The sequence below is a fragment of the bacterium genome (assembly GCA_026708015.1).
Classification (GTDB): Bacteria; Actinomycetota; Acidimicrobiia; order Acidimicrobiales; family Bin134; genus Poriferisocius.
On record JAPOVT010000035.1, the window covers coordinates 31715 to 50942 of the forward strand.

General features: G+C 63.5%; 19 protein-coding genes. 4 read left to right on the forward strand and 15 right to left on the reverse strand.

Annotated elements, in window-relative coordinates:
- Positions 1-75 precede the first annotated feature (75 nt).
- The 12 genes from OXG30_07910 to OXG30_07965 are packed head-to-tail and all read right to left on the reverse strand — an operon-like array spanning position 76 to position 11089.
- A complete protein-coding gene (locus tag OXG30_07910; protein ID MCY4134821.1) occupies positions 76-2280 on the reverse strand; it encodes an NADH-quinone oxidoreductase subunit L in 2205 nt (734 codons plus the stop codon).
- Positions 2281-2287: 7 nt separating this feature from the next.
- Positions 2288-2587, reverse strand: a complete 300-nt coding sequence (gene nuoK, locus OXG30_07915) for an NADH-quinone oxidoreductase subunit NuoK (protein ID MCY4134822.1) — start codon at positions 2585-2587, stop codon at positions 2288-2290.
- A gap of 43 nt (positions 2588-2630) precedes the next feature.
- The gene (locus tag OXG30_07920) at positions 2631-3146 is read right to left on the reverse strand and encodes an NADH-quinone oxidoreductase subunit J (GenBank protein ID MCY4134823.1); all 516 of its coding nucleotides are present in this window, start codon (positions 3144-3146) and stop codon (positions 2631-2633) included.
- On the reverse strand, positions 3143-3676 hold the full coding sequence (locus tag OXG30_07925) for a 4Fe-4S binding protein (GenBank protein MCY4134824.1): 534 nt from the start codon (positions 3674-3676) through the stop codon (positions 3143-3145). Before OXG30_07925 ends, OXG30_07920 begins: the two co-directional genes overlap by 4 nt.
- 9 nt (positions 3677-3685) lie before the next feature.
- Positions 3686-4738, reverse strand: a complete 1053-nt coding sequence (nuoH, locus tag OXG30_07930) for an NADH-quinone oxidoreductase subunit NuoH (GenBank protein ID MCY4134825.1) — start codon at positions 4736-4738, stop codon at positions 3686-3688.
- Positions 4735-5880, reverse strand: coding sequence for an NADH-quinone oxidoreductase subunit D 1 (locus OXG30_07935; GenBank protein MCY4134826.1), 1146 nt, complete (start codon positions 5878-5880; stop codon positions 4735-4737). Before OXG30_07935 ends, nuoH begins: the two co-directional genes overlap by 4 nt.
- A gap of 29 nt (positions 5881-5909) precedes the next feature.
- On the reverse strand, positions 5910-6569 hold the full coding sequence (locus tag OXG30_07940; GenBank protein ID MCY4134827.1) for an NADH-quinone oxidoreductase subunit C: 660 nt from the start codon (positions 6567-6569) through the stop codon (positions 5910-5912).
- A complete protein-coding gene (gene nuoB / locus OXG30_07945; GenBank protein ID MCY4134828.1) occupies positions 6547-7011 on the reverse strand; it encodes an NADH-quinone oxidoreductase subunit NuoB in 465 nt (154 codons plus the stop codon). Before nuoB ends, OXG30_07940 begins: the two co-directional genes overlap by 23 nt.
- A gap of 44 nt (positions 7012-7055) precedes the next feature.
- Positions 7056-7421 (reverse strand): NADH-quinone oxidoreductase subunit A, encoded by a 366-nt coding sequence (locus OXG30_07950; GenBank protein MCY4134829.1) that lies wholly within the window; start codon positions 7419-7421, stop codon positions 7056-7058.
- Between the two features lie 44 nt (positions 7422-7465).
- Complete coding sequence (locus OXG30_07955; GenBank protein MCY4134830.1) at positions 7466-8305, reverse strand: DegV family protein; 840 nt, start codon at positions 8303-8305, stop codon at positions 7466-7468.
- Positions 8302-10293, reverse strand: a complete 1992-nt coding sequence (locus OXG30_07960; GenBank protein ID MCY4134831.1) for a DUF6049 family protein — start codon at positions 10291-10293, stop codon at positions 8302-8304. The genes OXG30_07955 and OXG30_07960 overlap by 4 nt, the downstream gene beginning before the upstream one ends.
- A 58-nt stretch (positions 10294-10351) precedes the next feature.
- Positions 10352-11089 carry a GNAT family N-acetyltransferase gene (locus tag OXG30_07965; GenBank protein MCY4134832.1) on the reverse strand — a complete coding sequence of 246 codons (738 nt, stop codon included), beginning with the start codon at positions 11087-11089 and terminating at the stop codon, positions 10352-10354.
- Between the two features lie 85 nt (positions 11090-11174).
- On the opposite strand from OXG30_07965, the gene OXG30_07970 reads away from it, so the two are divergent.
- From OXG30_07970 to OXG30_07980, 3 genes are read left to right on the forward strand one after another with little or no spacing between them, the layout of a single operon-like run.
- Positions 11175-12173, forward strand: a complete 999-nt coding sequence (locus OXG30_07970; GenBank protein ID MCY4134833.1) for a histone deacetylase — start codon at positions 11175-11177, stop codon at positions 12171-12173.
- Positions 12170-13417, forward strand: coding sequence for a CCA tRNA nucleotidyltransferase (locus tag OXG30_07975; GenBank protein MCY4134834.1), 1248 nt, complete (start codon positions 12170-12172; stop codon positions 13415-13417). The genes OXG30_07970 and OXG30_07975 overlap by 4 nt, the downstream gene beginning before the upstream one ends.
- A gap of 4 nt (positions 13418-13421) precedes the next feature.
- Positions 13422-15161 carry an AAA family ATPase gene (locus tag OXG30_07980; GenBank protein ID MCY4134835.1) on the forward strand — a complete coding sequence of 580 codons (1740 nt, stop codon included), beginning with the start codon at positions 13422-13424 and terminating at the stop codon, positions 15159-15161.
- On the opposite strand, the gene OXG30_07985 is transcribed toward OXG30_07980, so the two are convergent.
- The 3 genes from OXG30_07985 to OXG30_07995 all read right to left on the reverse strand — a co-directional run bounded on the left by OXG30_07985 (position 15154) and on the right by OXG30_07995 (position 17455).
- Positions 15154-16233 carry an inositol-3-phosphate synthase gene (locus OXG30_07985; GenBank protein ID MCY4134836.1) on the reverse strand — a complete coding sequence of 360 codons (1080 nt, stop codon included), beginning with the start codon at positions 16231-16233 and terminating at the stop codon, positions 15154-15156. The genes OXG30_07980 and OXG30_07985 overlap by 8 nt on opposite strands.
- Before the next feature lie 43 nt (positions 16234-16276).
- The gene (locus tag OXG30_07990; GenBank protein ID MCY4134837.1) at positions 16277-16864 is read right to left on the reverse strand and encodes a PadR family transcriptional regulator; all 588 of its coding nucleotides are present in this window, start codon (positions 16862-16864) and stop codon (positions 16277-16279) included.
- A 69-nt stretch (positions 16865-16933) separates the two neighbouring features.
- Positions 16934-17455 (reverse strand): nuclear transport factor 2 family protein, encoded by a 522-nt coding sequence (locus OXG30_07995; GenBank protein MCY4134838.1) that lies wholly within the window; start codon positions 17453-17455, stop codon positions 16934-16936.
- 75 nt (positions 17456-17530) lie between these two features.
- Here OXG30_07995 and OXG30_08000 point away from each other — a divergent pair, with 75 nt between their 5' ends.
- On the forward strand, positions 17531-19228 hold the full coding sequence (locus OXG30_08000; protein ID MCY4134839.1) for an amidohydrolase family protein: 1698 nt from the start codon (positions 17531-17533) through the stop codon (positions 19226-19228).

Consider the following 19228-nt stretch of genomic DNA (forward strand, 5'->3'; position numbering starts at 1 on the left):
TGTACGTGTGCTCCCTCTCAGCCACCGCTTAGGCGTCGGTGGAATCGATATTTCACCCATGTGTACGTGTGCTCCCTAGATGACGATGATGAAGATCCCGGCCAGGATGGTGGCGGCGGCGAACATGATGGCGGCGTACTGCTGCACCTTGCCGGTTTGGATGCGGCGCAGCTCCTCCCCCGAGCTGTCGGAGATTTTGCCGGTGGCGTTGACGATGCCGTCCACCACCAGTTGGTCCACCTTGTGGTAGACGATGTTCCCGGCCTGCACCGAGCGGGTGCCGGCCTCGTTGACCACCCGGTCGATCACGTTCTGGTTGGTCCAGTACGCCGCCTTGGCCAAAGGCCCTTTGACGAAGCCGACGATCACCGTGGTGTACAGCCAGTCGAGGTAGTACTTGTTGACCAGGATCCGATGGCCGAGACGGGCCACGGCCGATCTCGAAGTGGGTCCGTCGGGCAGTTCGGTGGCGGTCGGACTCACCGCCCGAACCCGGACGAAATAGTAGTAGTAGGCCGCACCGATGCCGATCAGGGCCACGATCACCGACACGATGGCCAGCGTCCACGACGGGGTGGCGTGGGCGATGGACGGGAAGTAGCTCACCCCCACGGCGGGCTCCACCCACTGGAGGAACTTCTCCTCCCACGACGCGGGAACCAACTGGAACCCGGCCGGGAGATTGATGAACCCGGCCACCACCGCCAAACCGCCCAAGATCCACAGCGGCACGGTGATCCGGGGACCGGACTCGTGGGGGGTGCCATGGCCCCGGAACTCGCCGAAGAAGGTGAGGTACACCACCCGGGTCATGTAGGCCCCGGTGAGCGCGGCGGTGATCATGCCCATGGCCAGCATCACGGTGTAGGCACCGTTGCCCCCGGTGCCGCCGAACAGGCCCCACCCGCCAGTGCCCACCAGGATCTCGTCCTTCGACCAGAACCCCGACAGGATGGGCAAACCAGCCAGGGCCACCGTGCCGATCATGAACGTTCGATAGGTGTGGGGCATGGCCTTGCGCAGCCCGCCCATGTCCTTCTTCATGTCGAAGGAGTGCACGGCGTGGCTGACCGAGCCCGAGCCCAAGAACAGGCAGGCCTTGAAGAAGGCGTGGGTGAACAGGTGGAACAGGGCCGCCGTCCACGCTCCCACGCCTAATGCCATCACCATGTAGCCCAGCTGGGAGACGGTGGAGTAGGCCAGCACCCGTTTGATGTCGTTCTGAACGAAGGCCAGGGTGGCGCCCACCAGCGTGGTCAGCCCGCCGATCAGGGCCAGTGTGTTGATGCTGGAGTCGCCGATGGCGTAGCCCTCAAAGAACACGCCGTAGAGCCGGGCCACCATGAAGATGCCGGCCACCACCATGGTGGCGGCGTGGATGAGGGCCGATACCGGGGTGGGTCCGGCCATGGCGTCGGGCAGCCAGGTGTGGAGGAAGAACTGCCCCGATTTGGACATGACCGCAGCGGTCAAACACAGGGCGGCGGCCAGGGTGACCGTGTGGCTCATGGTGTCGTTGAGGGCGGCCTCGTTCACCCCGATCACGTCGAAGGTGCCCGCGCCGAAGAACAGAATCGACACCCCGATGATGATGCCCATGTCGCCCACCCGGTTGGTGAAGAAGGCCTTGAGGGCGGCGTCGGAGTTGTCCTTCTCCTCCCACCAGTGGCCGATGAGCACGAACGAGCACACGCCGACCAGCTCCCAGCCCACCAGCATCTGGATGGTGGTGGAGGCGGTGACGAAGAAAAGCATCGACGCGGTGAACAGGCTCAAGAAAGCGAAGAAGTGGGTGTAGCGGCGGTCGCCGGCCACGTAGTCGGTGGAGTAAATGTGTACCAGCAGCGACACCACGGTGACCACGAAGATCATCATCACGGCCAAGCCGTCGATCATGATGCCCGCCCCGATGGCCTCGGCCCCGTTGGTGAGCCAGGTGATCGACCGGGTGAGCGCACTCACCCCGCCGGAGACCTCACCCTCCGCTGCGGCCAGCCCCCCTGCTCCCAGCGCGTATTCGCCCTCAGATCCGTTTCCGCCAGCCCCCTCTACCTCGCTGATCCACTGGATGGCGGTGATCAGCCCGAACACGAAGGAGGCGCCCACCGCGGCAATGCCGATCTCTGAGCCCCCTCGGGGGAACCGCTTGCCGAACAGCAAGATCAGCAGGAACGAGACTGCGGGGAACAGCCAGATCAGCCAGGCGTTCTCCAGGAACCATCCCGAAGCGGCGACGGCCTTGCCCGCAGTTTCGGCGGCGGCGATGTTCGCGCTCAGCACCGGTCGATCACCCCTTCATGAGATCGACTTGGTCCAAGTCGATGGATCGACGGTTCCGGTACAGCAGCAGCACGATGGCCAGGCCGATTCCCACTTCGGCGGCGGCCACGGTGATTACGAACAAGGCAAATATTTGACCCATGACCGTGTCGTGGAACGCCCCGAAGGCGATCAGGTTGATGTTCACCGCGTTGAGGATGAGCTCGATGGACATGAGCACCAGCACGCCGTTGCGGCGGGCCAGCACGCCGTAGACCCCGATGCAGAACAGCACCGCGCCCAGAAGGAGCATCTCATTCAAGAGCATCAGCGATCAGCTCCCCATGAGAGCGGGCACCAATTCGTCGACATCAGCCGCCCTCCTCTCGGCGGGCGATCACGATGGCGCCGATGAGGGCGGCCAACAGCAGCACCGATACCGCTTCGAAGGGCACGATGTACTGGGAGAACAGCTCGTCGGAGACCTGCGCGGTGGTCTGCGGGGATAGGCCGCCGGGCAGATTGGCATCCAGCTTCACATCTTCGAAGCGGTCCACCAGCGCGCCGATCATCACGGCCAGCAGCAGGAGGGCGGTCAATATGGCGGGGAACTTGCGCTTGTGGTCGGTTTCGGTGTCTTGGTCGAAGTCAGACCGGGTGAGCATGATGCCGAACAAGAACAGCACGATCACCGCGCCGATGTAGATGAGCACCTGGGTGATGCCGGTGAACTCGGCGCCAACCAATAGGAACAGAGCGGCGACACCGGCCAGCACGATCACCAAGTAGAGGGCGGCGTGGACGATGTCGCGGGTGGTCACCACCCGCAGGGCGGAGGCCACCATCACCGCGGCGATGATCCCGAAGGCGACGTGCTCGGCGATCACCGGGGAACCTTCAGCACCTTCTGCTCGGATCCGGCCTCGTAGGGCTCGAAGTCGGGAACGGTATCCATCCACTCGCTGAGACGCTCCTTGTCGTGGAGCAAGTCGGCGATTCGGGGTTCGGAATACTCGTACTCGGGGCTCCAGAACAGCGCTTCGAACGGGCAGACCTCCACGCAGATGCCGCAGTACATGCACAGGGCGTAGTCGATGTCGAAGCGGTCGAGCGCGTTCTTCTGGCGGGGCTTGCCCCCCTCCCGGCGGGGCGGGGCCAGGTACTTGTGGCCCTCGATGTAGATGCACCAGTCGGGGCACTCACGAGCGCAGAGCATGCAGGCGGTGCAATTCTCCTCGTGGAGGGCGATCACCCCTCGGGCCCGGTCGGTGGGCATCTCTTTGACGTGGGGGTACTGCACGGTGTGGGAGTGCTTGGAGGGGGCGGGGACCACCGGTGGGCCGTCGCCGAACAGGGTGCGGAACATGGTGCGAGCAGTGACCTTGAGTCCGGTGATCAATCCTGGTACCAGTGCCATGGCAAGCTCCTACAAGACAACCTTGAAAACACCGGTGACAACGATGTTGACCAGTGACAACGGAATAAGGAATTTCCACGCGAGGCGCTGAAGCTGGTCCTCTCTCAGCCGCGGATAGGTGAAGCGGAACCAGAAGATCAGGGCGGAGACGGCCATGATCTTCACCAGCATGATGACCGGCCCGGCGATGTTGAAGCCCCAGTGGGTGATGTCGCCCCACGGGAGCGCCCAGCCGCCGAGGAACAACACAGAGGCCAGCGCGCCGAAGGCGAAGGCGGTGCCGAATTCGCCCATGAAGAAGAACAGAAATCGGAAACCGGTGTACTCAACCTGGTACCCGCCCACGATCTCGGACTCGGCCACCGGCATATCGAAGGGCGGCTGGGTGGTCTCGGCCTGGACCGCCACCAAGAAGATGAAGAAGCCCACAAACTGGGTGAGGATGAACGGGTTGCCGATGCCCCCCCAGCCGAAGATCTCTCCGTTGGCTTGGGCGGCGACGATCTTTTGTAGATCCAATGTGCCGGCCTGGATGACAACGCCCATCACTGCCAGCACCAGCGGCAGCTCGTAGGCGATGAGCTGGCCGGCGGCTCGCAAGCCCCCCATTAGGGCGTACTTGTTGGCCGATGCCCAACCGGCCATCAAGATTCCCACCACCGACAGCGACGACACCGCCAAGGCGTAGAAGATGCCCACGTCCAACTGGGCCACCACCGCGTCGGGTCCAGTGGGGATGACCACGAATATCAAGAAGGTGGAGATCAGAACCACCAGCGGGGCCAGTGCGAACACCGTCCGGTCGGCCTTCTCCGGGAAGATGTCCTCTTTCTGGATGAACTTCAGCCCGTCGGCCAGCAGTTGCAGGGTGCCGTAGGGGCCGGCTTCCATGGGTCCCAGCCGGCTCTGCATAAAGCTCATCATCTTCATCAAGAACACATAGCCCAGTATCAGCGCAGCGGTGGGGACGACGAGGGCGACGACGCCCAGCTTGATGATGGACGACGCCCAGTAGGGCACCTCCACGGCCAGCAGGCTCGACATGACGGAGGCCGCGGTCACCGGTCGATGTCTCCCAGGATGAAGTACAGGCTGGCCAGGATCGTGATGATGTCGGGCACGTACACGCCCTTTAGCAGCCACGGCGTGATGGAGATGTTGGAGAAGCTGGCCGAACGGATCTTGACTCGGAACGGCACTAGGTCGCCCTTGCTCACGATGTAGTAACCCATCTCGCCCAGCGGGTTCTCGGTGGCGGCGTAGGCCTCGCCCGCGGGGACTTTGATGATGCGGGGTACCTTGGCCATGATCGGCCCCGAGGGAAGCCCGTCCAGTAGCTGATCCACGATGTGGGTGGCTTCTCGGGTCTCCTGGAGCCTCACCCAATAGCGGGCGAACGAGTCGCCGTCGGGATGGGTCCACACCCTCCAGTCCACCTGGTCGTAGGCCAGGGCCTCATGGCCGTCGCGGCGCAGATCCCAATCCACCCCGCTGGCCCGGATGTTGGCCCCCGAGAGCCCGTAGGCCAAGCCCACCGCGGGAGGCACAATGCCGATTCCCCGGCTGCGGGCCTGGAAGATCTCATTGCCCAGCACCAGTTCCTCGAACTCGTCGCAGAAATCGCGAATCTTCTCCATTACCTGCTTGGTGTCGTCGATCCAGCCCTGAGGCAGGTCGTCTTTGAGGCCTCCGATGCGGTCGAAGTTGGGGTGGAATCGCCCGCCGGTGGCCGCTTCGATCTGGTTGAGCACGAACTCCCGGTCGCGGAAGGCCATGAACACCGGGGTGAGGGCGCCGAGCTGCACGGCCATATCGCCCAAAAACAGGGTGATGTTGGCGATCCTGCTCAGCTCGAACAGTGCGGTGCGGATCCACTGGGCTCGGGGCGGCGCCTCGACCTCCATGAGCTTCTCGGCCGCCAGGATGAAGGGCACCTCGTTGGCGAAGCTCCCCAGCCAGTCGATGCGGTTGATAAGCGTGGTGACCTGGGGGTAGGTGCGAACCTCGGCCAGCTTCTCGTAGCCCCGGTGCATGTAGCCCATGATCGGCTCGGCCTCCACCACCTGCTCCCCGTCGAGACGGGCGACCAGTCGAAGCGTTCCGTGGGTGGCGGGGTGCTGGGGTCCGATGTTGAGGGTCATGCCCTCGGTCTCGATCTCCACGTTCAGGCGGGCGTCGGCTGCCTGGGTGGCCACGTAGGCCATCTGCTGGCGCTGGTCGGCGCCGACCGCGGTCACGGGCCCTCCTCGCCGGGGAACAACTCCACGTCCACGATGCCGGGCCATGGCTTCACCCGCCGGGCCAGCAGGGGGAAGTCCTTGCGGAGGGGGTTCCCCTCAAACTCGCCGGGCAGGTAGATGTTGCGGAGGTCGGGGTGGCTGTTGAAATGGATCCCGAACATCTCCCAGGCCTCGCGCTCGTGCCAATCGGCCCCGGGGTATACCCCGATCAGTGTGTCGATGCTCAGATCGTCGTCGGGGAGGTCGGCCTTGATGGTGATGCCCAGGTGGTCGGTGATGGAATAGAGGCGCATCACCATTTGGAACCGGGTCTCGCCGCCGGCATGGCCCTGCTCCATGGGATCGGCTGCTTTGGTCTCGGGGTTGTCCTCTTGGGCATCCATGTCCCGCCCGAAGGGAGAGGGAAGCCAGTCGATCGCCGAGAGCCAGTCGAAGAATTGGCAGCCCAACTGGTCACGCGCCGCGGTGGCCGCGTCGGTCCACGATTCCCGGGCCACCCGCACCCACAAGTCGCTGCCGCCGATGATGTGATGCTCGGCGTAGCCGTCGCCTAGGGCGTCGGCCAGCCGAGCCGCCCACGCCTCCCGGCGCTCGTCGGGCTGCGGCTCGGCCTCGGCGCTGGTGTCGGTGTCAGTCGACGACAATTGGGTCACCTCGCCACCGCATTGCCGGGTCCTCGTTCATGATGCGCTCTTGCAGCAGCACGATGCCTTCCAGCAGGGCCTCGGGCCGGGGTGGACAGCCGGGCACATAGACATCCACAGGGATGATCTGGTCGACACCCTTGGTCACCGAGTAGGAGTCCCAGTACGGGCCTCCGCAATTGGCGCAGGAGCCCATGGAAATGACGTACTTCGGGTCGGGCATCTGCTGGTAGAGGCGCAAAATCGAAGGCACCATCTTGTCGGTGACTGTCCCCGATATCACCACCAAGTCGGCCTGGCGGGGGCTGGCGGGAAACGGGATCACCCCGAGACGCATGACGTCATAGCGGGGCGAGCCGATCACTGCGCCCATCTCGATGGCGCAGCAGGCCAAGCCCCATTGATACATCCAGATGGAGTATTTCCGGCCGAGATTAAGCAGCTTGGTCAGGGGTTTTGGAGCTTTGCCGCTGGCGACCAGTCCCACTGCCTACCTCAGATCCACCGAAGGACACCCTTTCGCCAGGCGTACACCAAACCCAGCGCAAGGATGAAAATGAATATGGCCATCTCGACCAATCCGAAAGTCCCGTAGGCCTCCAGTCGGGTGGCCCAGGGGAAAATGAACACCGCCTCCACGTCAAACATCACAAACAGGAGGGCGAATACGTAATAGCGGATGTTGCTCTGCGACCAACCCAGTCCCACCGGGTCGACGCCACTCTCGTAGGTGATGTACTTCTGAGGCTGTGAACGGGTGGGTCGTAGCAGGCTCCCGAGTCCCAGCATCCCGAAGACCAACGCGCCCGCCAGCACGAGGAATAAGACGACTAGGAGGTAGTCGCGGAGGAACTCCGACACGGCCCGAAGGTTACCGACGGCGTTTTCTACGGGCCAAGACGTACTTAGGCGGTGGGCACCATGGCGGCGGCGATGACTCCGGGGCCGGCATGGGTGCCCACAACCGGCCCGATGAGGGCGACCGTAAGGGGGTTTTGAGCAGGGGATTCGCCCAAGCTGGCCACGAATGAGTCAATGTCGTCGGCCGCGCCGTGGGCGATGGCCAAATGCTCCAACTCCCCGGCTTCAGCCACCTGCCCCGCAAGCCAGTTCCGGGCCTTGCCCCGGGTTCGCTGCTTGCCCGCCTCTTCCACAACACCGGAAGTGAGGTCCAGGCAGGGCTTTATAGACAAAGCGCTGCCCAAAAGGGCCTGTGCAGTGCCGATGCGGCCGCCCTTTTTGAGGTTTTCCAGGGTGTCCAGCACGGCATAGATGAAGACCCGCTCCTTCAGCTGGGCGAGTTGGGCCTCGATCTCATCGGCGCTGTGTCCGGCTGCGGCTGCGGCTGCGGCCGCCTTCACCATGACCCCTAGGCCCACCGACACTTTGCCGGAGTCCACCACCCGGACATCCACCTCGCCCTCGGTAGCTCGGGCCGCGGCCTGGGCCGACTCCCCGGTGGCCGACAGGGCGAATGACAGGTTGACGCATACCACTGCCTCGGCGCCTTCGCCGGCCAAGCCTCGGAACGCGGCCTCGAACGCACCCGGAGCGGGGGCGGCGGTGGACGGCAATTCGCCGCTGGCTGACATCTTCTCGTAGAAGTTCTCAGCCGACAGACCTACGCCGTCGGTGAACTCCTCTTCGCCAAACCGGATGGTGAGCGGGACCACGGTGATTTGGTGGCGCTCGATGTCAGCGGCGCTGAGGTCGCAGGAACTGTCGGTCACTATTCGAACGGTCATAGCGCGACACTACTTTTTTGCGGCACGGATTTGGAGCGATGTCGAGCCCACCAGTTCCGAGCCCACCAGAGCATCAAGATGGCCAGCGCGGCCGCGGCAATCCCCACCCCGGTGCCTGAAAGCGACGTTGCCCTCACTGTCAGCTGGGATTCGCCCAAGGCCAACAACCCTGTGGGAGAGTTGATCTTGATCTCCAGCACGGCGTCTCCCGATGTCTTGGCCTGGACCGGCACTTGGACCTGGTTGACTCCGGGAGACAGCCGCCAAATCAAGGAATCCCCGTCGGGGAAGTCCAGCTTGTCGCTTTTGAGGTCCAGTTGCACGACCACGTCGTGGTCGAGGCTGTTGCGAATGAGCATCGGGATGCTCTCCGACCGGCTGGTCAGGGTGATCCTCTGGCGAATGGGGGGTTGAATGGCGGCCACGGTGTCCCGCACGGTCTGGGCCACCACCGCCAAGTAGGCGTCTCGCTGGGTCTCGGTCAGGCCGTAGGCACCGGAGAGCAGCAGAGCTCGGTCCAGGGTTTCGATCAACTGCCGTTCGGGAGTGTCCACGGTGGCGATGGGGTCCACCATGTTCTGATATGAGCGGGCGATACGCTGGCCATCGCTCAAAGCGGCCTTGTAGTCCTCCCCGAAACCGTTCTCCTCGGCCGGGCGCACTCGACGGAGTACTTGGGGCTCAAGGCTCTCGACAATCGCGGCAGGGTCCACGGAGGAGAGGATCGGACTTGCGCTGATCTCGTCCAGCAATATGCCAAGCCCAGTCGAGTCAGGTAGAGAATCCAGAGGTGGGGCCATCACGATCCCCCGGAGCTGTTGGGGGTCTTCAAACCAGCGGACAGCCAAGTCGGCCAACACCAGATAGGGAGCGGTGTCAGTGCTGTCGCTCCGGGTGAAGTGAGCCGTGACCGTGTTGTCGATGGCGACCGCCTCCATCGGCTCGTCGAATGCGGGTAGCAAGAATGAAGTCTTGGCCGAAGTGCTGACCAACTCGTTGGCTGGATCGAGCAGCGCATCGGAAACCAGCACCAGTTCCACTCGCTCCCGCTGGAGCCGTTGGAGCAATTCTGGGGAGGCCGAGGTGGTCAACACCATTGTGGTGCGGTCGGTCTGAGAGCCAAGAAATCCGTCTAGTACCGCGGCTCCCGCCTCGATCTGCCAACCGATCTCGAGGCTGAGGTCTTGGTCGATCCACGCGTCGCTGTCCAAGGGAACATAGGTGTTGCTCGTGATCTGGCGGTTGATGGTGGCCTGTTGGAGTCGGGCCAGAAGCATGGTGTGCTCGGGCTGCTCGCCGATGGCCAGAGCGTCAACCAGATGGGGGTCAACTGAAACTGCGGCTAGGGGTTGAGGGCGAATGCGGGGATCGAACACATCGGCCAGCGTTTGCAGGCTTCGGAAGGTGGTTTCCAGATCCACGTTGCCCTCGGGGCTGACCGCAGGGGGTCCACTCACCGAGAGCACGGTGCTCACCAACAGGGGAGGTTGATCGGGATCAGGCGGAGGGGTGCGGACCAGGAAGGTGTGAATCGTGCCCAATCTCGAGCCCTCGGAATCCCGGAGAACGAGGCTTACCGGGTACACCCCTTCGGCGGAGAGATTGAGCCTTGGTTGGTCCGGTGTGTCGCTTTCGGGGTCCTGGCTGCCGGTGGTGGCGATTTGCAGCGGAGTGATCCCGTTGGCATCGGGCGGAGGGATCGGCAATCGGACTATCTGCTGATGGCCCAATCCGGTGGAGGGCTCAGCCAGCCGATCCAAAAGAGCGGAGCGAGACCGGATGGGCAGGCCGATGTTGATGTCCACGGTGGATTCGTCTGGAGCATCGAGTAGTCGGAGGGAGACTCGAAACACGTCCTCATCGGCGACCCACATGCTTTGGCTGGCCAGCTCGAAGGCGGGTGTGGGTGCCTCTATGGGCGTGTCCTCTTCCTGAGCTGCTGCGTTGGCAGGCAAAAAGGCGGGGGAGGCCAATATGATCAGGCCCACAACCAGGCCCAATGCCTTGGCGACCGGCCGTCGGCATTCCGAGTGTCTCGGACGGGACTCACTGTCCAAGGTCCAACTCCAGAACTTGCAGGCCGGGAGGGACTTGTTCGAAACCCAACCTCTCATAGAGTCTCAGCGCCCCGGTGTTGTGCTGAGGGGTGTTGACCCAGGCTTGGGTAGCTCCCCAGCGGGCCATCCATCTCAGCCCGTCGACCACAAGGGCGGCGCCGACGCCCTGGCCCTGTTGGCAGGGAGAGATGGCCAGCCGTTGGAGATAGCCGGCCGGGCCACTGCGCCCCGAGATGGCATATCCAGCGAGTTCAGTATCGGCTTCGTGGCGGGCAACTCGAAAGTGCCGAAATGGGGTGGCCCGTAGGGCGTCGTGAAGTCCGGCTTGGTCGAGATGCCAAAAGAGCTCGAAGGCGGCGTGGTCCACGGCCAGAACCGAGGATTGGTCGCGGCGGCGAGCCCTTCGAATGGCGACGCTGCTGTTCGCGCTGGGGAGTCCGTTGGCAATGGGCCGGGATAGCAGGGCGAGCACTTGGCAGGGCTCGAAACCGGCCCGTATGAACGGCTCTGATTCGATCCCCGACAGCGCCGATGTCCGCAGCCGGTTGTAGCCGCGGCCAGTTGCCGCTTCAATGGCCGCCGACGTCATGGAGTCAGATACCGCTGCTCCCGGTGCCAGCAGGATGAGGAGGCCGGTCCTAGCATCACCGGCCCAAGACCTGAGCCGCAGACGGTCTTGACCGAGTCGGAGTGTCTCGGCAGCAGGCTCCCGTTGCCGCCGCATCATGGGATGAGGCTAGTGGCCTGTATACGAGATGGCTGCACGGGGATATTGGAGGGGTCGGCTGAGACAGCGGGGGTACCGTAGGGTTGTGGCGGTTCTTTGGATCACCGATGATCGCTTCCTAGACCACGACACCGGGCGGGCCCATCCGGAGCGGCCTGCCCGCCTGCGGGCTGTGATCGACGGGGTGCGGCAGGCCGACCTCGGCGACGCCCTTGTTCCCACCGAGCCCCGGTTGGCCACTGACGCCGAACTCCTGTCGGTCCACCATCCCTCGGTGCTCGATTCGGTGCAGCGGCTAGCCCAAGCCGGAGGTGGTCGACTGGACCCCGACACGGTGCTGTCGGCCGATTCGGAGGCGGCGGCTCGGCTGGCTGCGGGGGCAGGCATGGCGGCCATTGAGGGCTTGGACAAGGGAGTAGCTGATGCCGCGTTCTGCGCCGTGCGCCCTCCGGGCCACCACGCCACCCCGGTGCGGTCGATGGGCTTCTGTATGTTCAACAGCGCGGCCATCTGTGCTCGGGTATTGGCAGAACGGGGCGAGAGGGTTCTGGTGGTGGACTACGACGCCCACCACGGCAACGGCACCCAGGATGTGTTCTGGGAAGACGGCCAGGTGATGTGCGTGTCGTGGCACCAGTACCCGTTCTATCCGGGAACCGGCGGTCTGCTGGAACGGGGCGCAGCGGCCGGTGTGGGCACCACTATCAACCTGCCCATGCCCGTGGGCGCGACCGGCGACGCGTACCGCCAGGGTTGGGACGAAGCCGTGCTGCCCGCTGTAGAGGCATTCGATCCCGATTGGCTGGTGCTGTCAGCCGGATTCGACGCCCACCGGGCCGACCCGCTGACCAGCCTGGGTTTGGCCGCGGGCGACTTCGCCGACCTGACTCAAGCGGTTATCGACGTGGTGCCCCCTGGTCGGCGAATCGCCTTTTTGGAGGGCGGCTACGACCTGGATGCCTTGGCCGACTGCGCCGCCGCCGCGGTGGCCGCATTGGCAGGCACCGAATGGCGTCCGGAACCGGCCACCGGGGGTGGACCAGGTGCGGAGGTGGCCACCGCGGCGGCGGCGCTGCTGTCATGAGTTTGGAACGCCTGGCTCCTGTCCGCGAGGAAGCCCGCGGGCTGGCTGAGCGGTTCGCCGCTCAGGGCTATCGGGTTTTTCTGGTGGGCGGGGTGGTGCGCGACGCCTTGCTGGACTTGCCGTTGGACACATCCTTCGATCTGGATCTCACCACCGACGCCCAACCGCTGGTGGTGAAGTCGATTCTGGAGGGCTGGGCTGACACCTTGTGGACCCAGGGGGAGCGATTCGGCACCATTGGGGCTCGCCGCGGTGATCGGCGAGTCGAGATAACCACGCACCGCACCGAGCGGTACCAGCCCGGCTCTCGCAAGCCCGACGTGGTTTTTGCCGACGCCATCGAGGTTGACCTTTCCCGGCGCGACTTCACCATCAACGCCATGGCGGTGGAATTGCCCGATGGCGGGTTGGTGGACCCCTTTGGGGGAGCCTCTGACTTGGCTGACCGCCGTCTCCGCACGCCTCTGGACCCTGAGGCAACGTTCAGCGACGATCCCTTGCGCATGCTGCGGGCGGCGCGGTTCCTGGCCCAGTTTGAGTTGACCGCGGAACCAGCGCTGATTACCGCCATGGACGCCATGGCCGAACGTCTCAGCATCGTTGCCGACGAGCGGATTCGCGACGAATTGGACCGGCTTCTCTCAAATCCCGACCCCGGCCCTGGCTTCGAGTTGCTGTTCCGGACTGGTTTGGGTGAGCGGGTTCTGGGCCCGGTGGGAGATGGTGTTGCCGCAGTGGCTCGTCTTGGCCGGGTGGGCGATGAACCAACGGCGCGATTGGCCGCATTACTGGCTGATGCGGGACCGCCCGCTGACGTTCAAAGGGCTTTGGCCGAGCGGCGAGCAACCACAGCAGCCAGTCGAGCGGTGGCTGCAATTCTGAATTCGGCTCATCAAGCTGTCGGCCAGCCCCCCGAAGACGTGGCCGGATTGCGCCGTTGGGTGGTCAACGCTGGTCCCCACGTCGATGAGTCGGTGGCGGTGGCGTCAGCTATGGGCGAGGTGGGCCCGTTGGCCGCCGACGTAACCGCCCTCATGGAAGCTGAGCCCGATCTTTGCGGACCCCCGGTTCTTGATGGAGAGGAGATTATGGGCCTGCTCGAGCTGGAACCCGGTCCCGCCGTGGGCGCAGCCGTAGAAGAACTCCGTCGACACCGCCTCGATTCCGGCCCGATCACCCCTGATGAGGCTCGGGAGCACTTGCTGAAGTGGCAACGCCTGAAGACCTCAGAACGTAAGGTGTGAACCGGTGCTCACCAAGTTGACTGTTCGCAATTTCAAAGGATTGTCTGAGGCTGAGATCGAGCTTGGCAATCCGGTGGTTTTCATCGGTCCAAACGACTCGGGGAAGACGTCGGCCTTGCAGGCGCTGACTTTGTGGGACCTCGGTCTACGCCGGTGGATAGAGAAGCGGGAGGACTCAGCACCAGAAAAGCGGCCCGGTGTAGCGATCAACCGCCGAGATCTCACATCAGTTCCTGTGCCTTCCGCTCGCCAGATTTGGAGAGAGTTGGAAGTTCGTCGAACTTATCGCAATGATTCTGGTCAACAGCGTACTGAGAACATCTGCATCGACGTGATAGTGGATGGGCTGACAGGCAGTTCTGCCTGGTCATGTGGCCTTGAGTTCGACTTCGCCAATCCAGAGAGCTTCTACTGTCGTCCGCTGCGCACAGTTCCTGACGGCACTGAGCGGATGCCCGTGCCTGAGCAAGCGTTGCGCTCCCAAGTTGTGCTACTCGGTCCCATGTCGGGTCTGGCGGCCAATGAGACCAAGCTGGAGCCCGGTGCCATCAAGGTGCGGTTCGGCGAGGGGCGGACCGCTGAGGTCCTCCGCAACCTCTGCTATCAGGTGGTCGAGTTGCCTGATGGTGCGAGCCGCTGGGGAACGCTCTCTCAGCGCTTGGAGGGGCTCTTTGGCGTGCAGTTAGACGAGCCTCGACTGTTGCCCGAACGGGGGGAAATCGAATTGACTTATCGCACCCGCGACGGTGCTCGCCTGGACTTGGCTGCGTCTGGACGGGGGATGCAGCAGACCCTATTACTGCTTTCGTTCATTGCTCTCAACCCTGACAGCGTTGCACTTTTTGATGAGCCTGATGCCCATCTGGAAATTCTGCGACAACGCCAGACCTACGAGTTGCTGAGCGAAGCGGCGTCCGACAACGGCACTCAGATCATTGTGGCGTCGCACTCGGAGATAGTTCTCAATGAAGCCGCCGAACGGGGCACAGTCGTAGCGTTTGTGGGAAGTCCTCATCGTTTGAACAAGAGCAGCGACGTGCTCAAGGCTCTTCGCGACATTGGTTTCGAGGACTACTACCAAGCCGAAATCACTGGCCTTGTGTTGTACCTGGAAGGATCAACTGATCTGGCGATCCTACGCAGCTTTGCTGCGCTTGTTGATCACCAGGCATTGGAAGCCTTGGAGCGACCTTTTGTTCATTACGTCGGAAACCAGCCCAACCAAGCTAGAAAGCACTTCAACGGCTTGCGAGAAGCGAAGCCCGATCTGGTGGGCTTTGCACTGTTCGACCGACTCGAACGCGACGATTTGGAGGCAGCAGGTGATCTAGCAGAGCGAATGTGGCCGCGACGGGAAATCGAGAACTATCTGCGTCCTGTCCAATCACTGGACCGGTATGCCCAACGCCAGGGGGCAAGATTCGTAGGACCTGGCCAATTGTTTGAGGAAGCAGAGTCAAAGCGGTGGCGCGATGCCATGCAGCGCTCCGTTCAGGATCGGGTTCCGCCTGCGGCCTATCGAGATGAAGATGACCCGTATTGGCGAAATGCCAAGATAAGCGATGAACTGCTTGCTCCGGTCTTTGCTGCTTTCTCCAGAGACCTTGAATTGCCCACTGGCCTGTCGAAGGCGGAATACCACCAACTGGTTAGTTTCCTAGAACCCGAAGAGGTCCATGAAGACGTGGTGGCCATACTCGATGCCATAGCTGCCCAGCAGCATCGGGCTCGGCCTGCTAGATGACCTCGCCTCGGGTGTAGGCCTCGACCATTTCGCGGGCCGCCTCGTCGCGGTACTGGATGGGGGGGCTCTTCATGAAGTAGGCCGACGGGCCGAGCAGGGGGCCGCCGATGCCGTGGTCCAAGCCGAGCTTGGCGCAGCGCAATGCGTCGATGATGACGCCGGCGGAGTTAGGGGAGTCCACCACTTCCAGCTTGAGGTCGATGTTGAGGGGGACGTCGCCGAAGCCCCGACCTTCGAGGCGGATATGGGCCCACTTCCGGTCGTTCAGCCATGGGACATGGTCGCTGGGGCCGATGTGTACGTCATCGGCGGCGATGCCCTTGTCGAGCTGGCTGGTGACTGATTGCGTCTTGGAGATCTTCTTGGATACCAGCCGGGATCGCTCCAGCATGTTCATGAAATCCATGTTGCCGCCGAAGTTGAGTTGGTAGGTGCGGTCGAGCTCCACCCCGCGGTCCTCATAGAGCCGAGCCAGCGTGCGATGCAGGATGGTTGCGCCCACCTGGCTCTTGATGTCGTCGCCCACCACCGGCACTCCGGCGTCGGTGAAGCGCTGGGCCCATTCCGGATCGGAGGCGATGAACACCGGGATGGCGTTCACGAAGGCCACACCGGCTTCGAGACAGCACTCGGCGTAGTAGCGCTGGGCCTCCTCGGAGCCCACCGGCAAATAGGAGATGAGCACGTCGGCGCCGGATTCCCGCAGGGCTTCGGCCACGTCGATCGGCTCAGCGGGAGACTCCTCGCACTGGGTGCGGTAGTACTCACCGAACCCGTCCAATGTGGGGGCCCGCTGCACCCTCACGCCCAGCTCGGGCACATCGCAGAATTGCACGGTGTTGTTGGGTTCGGCGCTGATGGCCTTGCCCAGATCCAGCCCGACTTTGGAGGCGTCCACGTCGAAGGCGGCCACGGGCTCCACGTCGTTGATGTGGTAGCCCCCGAGCACCACGTGCATCAGGCCGGGGACGTGGTCGTCGGGTTCGGCGTCGGCGTAGTAGTACAGGCCCTGTACCAAAGAGCTGGCGCAGTTGCCGACACCGGCGATTGCGATGCGGATGGGATTGCTCATAGTGACTGCCCTCCCTGGGCGCGTTGGGATCGATCGGTATTGATCATCGGTCGTTCGGTTCTTGTGGGCGATTGGCGCGCTCGTCGGCGATCAGCCGGTCGAGCCAGACCAAGTCGTGTTCGAGGCGCTCCTGATCTCTTTCAAACAGGGAGCGCACGTAGGGATCGGTGGTTTGCACGGGGTCGCGGCGGGCCATGGCTTGGAGGCTGACCAAGTGGGCCCGGCGCAGCTCGAAAAGCGCCAGCCTCCGGTCGGGGGGCAGGAAACGGCAGAAGGCCAGCTGCAAGCGGAAGCGGCGCTCGTTGTTGGCGTCTTCTTGGAGCAGCTCCAGCAGGTAGGACTCGCCAGCTTCGGTGATGTGGTACACCTTGCGGGTTCGGCCCGACTTGGACTTGGTGCTGCGCTTACGGCTGCGACGAGCGTGCCCTTCAGAAACCTCCTCTTCGGCTATGAGTTCTGGGGCCACGGCGGTGGAGCTCACCCAGCCGCGGCGCTCTAAGCGGGCCAGCGCCGGGTACAGGGCGCCGAACGAAGTGGAGTATCCGCCGACCAGCGACTTGAGCCGCTTGTTCAACTCGTAGCCGTGAAGATCGCCGTCTTTGAGCAACCCAAGCACCGCGAGATCCAACATTGGACCGCGATTATATCGAATCGCTATATCTTTTCAACTCGTTGCTGCGCTACGTGTGCCGAAGGCGCTTCAGCTGAACAGAGCGACGGAGGAGTCTTCCGGGCCGCGGATTGACCGGTGATCGTGGGGTTCAGGATTGGAGTTGGGCAAGGTCACGGAGTGGTCGGTGATGTAGTTGCGGTGGTCGATGGCCCACTGCCCGTCACGGAGGGACCACTGGTCGACGTAGCGGCCTCGGCTGTAGATGTCGGCGACATCGGCACTCTCGCCGAATGGCAGGGTGCGCAGCGCAACAGTCACATAGGCCTCGCTGACGGCTCGATCGCCGTCCACCTGGATCAACACGTTGGTGATCTGATGGGAGTGGGTGGACATGGCCGCGTGGGCTGTCCAGACCCAGTCCACAAACCCCCAACCGGTTCCCTGGTAGATGTTCTCGCCGTAGTCGGCGGTTCCGTCGGTGTGCCAGACCGAGTAGGCCGCATCCTTGTCCATGCGGTCCAGCGCCCGGCAGTAGCCGTAGATCACCTCGGTAATGGACTGCTTGGCCAGCATCGTTTGAAGTGCGTCATCGTGGGGAGCGTCGGTCATAACTCTATTTTCTATCGCGGAAGTGCCTCGGTGCTGATGAGATGAGAGGCAGTTCTGTTGTTTATCGTTTGGCCCATGTCTGACCTGATCATTCGCGGCGGCAGCCTAATCGACGGTACCGGGGCCCCGGCCCGGCCCGCCGATGTGCGCATCAACGAAGGCGTTGTCACCGAAGTTGGTCCCAGTCTGGCCCCCGATGGTGAGACCGAACTGGATGCCGGCGGCTGCTACGTGACCCCCGGGTTCATCGACTCCCACACCCATCTGGACCCGTCGATGTTTTGGGATCGGGGCTGCGACCCAATGCCCCAGCACGGGGTGACTACTGCATTGGTCGGCAATTGTTCCCTGTCGCTGGCCCCGGCCAAGCCCGAGCATCTCGACGAGCTCATCGACGTGTTCTGCTACATCGAGGACATGCCGGTGGCCGACTTCGAGTCGGGTGTTCCCTGGACCTGGGGTTCTTGGCGCCAATACCGCGACGCCATGAACCAAGGGGGAATCGCGCTGAACATGGCCTCGCTGATCGGCCATTCCATGCTGCGCATCTACGTCATGGGCGACGATGCCTGGACCCGAGAGGCCACCGAGGACGAGATTGCTGCTATGGCCTCAGAGATGGCCGATGCCATGGAGGCCGGTTGCTACGGCTTCAGCACCTCGTTTTTCGACTTGGACCGGCGGAGCCGCCCGGTGCCTAGTCGACTGGCCTGCGATGGGGAGCTGAGCGCGTTGGCCGACGTGCTGTCTGCCGCGGGCCACGGATTGGTCGAGTTCATCCCCAACCTCACTGGCGAGGATCCCGAAGCCGATATCCGACGGATGGCCCGGGTGCTCGGTCCCCGAGGGGTGACCTCTATCTGGAACGGGATTTCCCACAGCGACATGGCACCGCACCGTCCAGAGGAATACATGGCGTTCACCCAGGCGATCCGGGATGAGGGTTGCGACATGTGGCCCATCTCCTCGCCCCGCACCGTGGACCTCAATGTGAGCTGGGAGCAGACCATGGTGTTCATGATGCTCCCCAAGGGATGGAACCAGATCATGGGGGTCACCGGGGAGGCCCGGCGGGAGATGCTGGCCGATCCTGGTTGGCGGGAGATTGCCCGCAACGAGTGGGACGCTACTGAGAAGTCGCTGTTCCCCATCAACCGGCCCGACTTCGCCCGGTTCACCTCGGTGACCCGTCCCGACAACGAGGCTTGGCTCGGCCGTTCGCTAGCCGATCTAACCGAGGCTCGGGACGGCCATCCCTCCGACGTGTTTGCCGACTGGATTCTGGAGAACGACTTGGAGCCTGGGGTAGTGGCCATGGGCGTGAGCAACAGCAACACCGATGGCGTGGCCCAGATGATCGCCGATGAGCGCTGCCTCATCAGCGCCTCCGACGCCGGTGCGCATGTGCAAATGATGTGTGCGGCGGGCGACACCACCCTGCTGTTGACCCGCCATGTGCGAGACCGTGGCGACCTGGAGTTGGAGGAGGCGGTTTACGAGATCACCGGTCGGCAGGCCGAGATCTTGGGATTCAACGACCGGGGACGCCTGCTGCCCGGCTACGCCGGCGATGTGACCGTGTTCGATTTGGAAGAGCTGTCGTGGGACACCGACAGATTTGTGTCCGATCTGCCTTCAGGCGCACCTCGTTTGCGCCGTCCTGCGGGCGGCTACCGGGCCACCGCGGTCAACGGCGTGGTGACACAGGTGGAGGGGTCGCTTACCGGCGCCAAGCCCGGCGCGGTGCTCGACGCCAATACCCCGTCGCCCTAG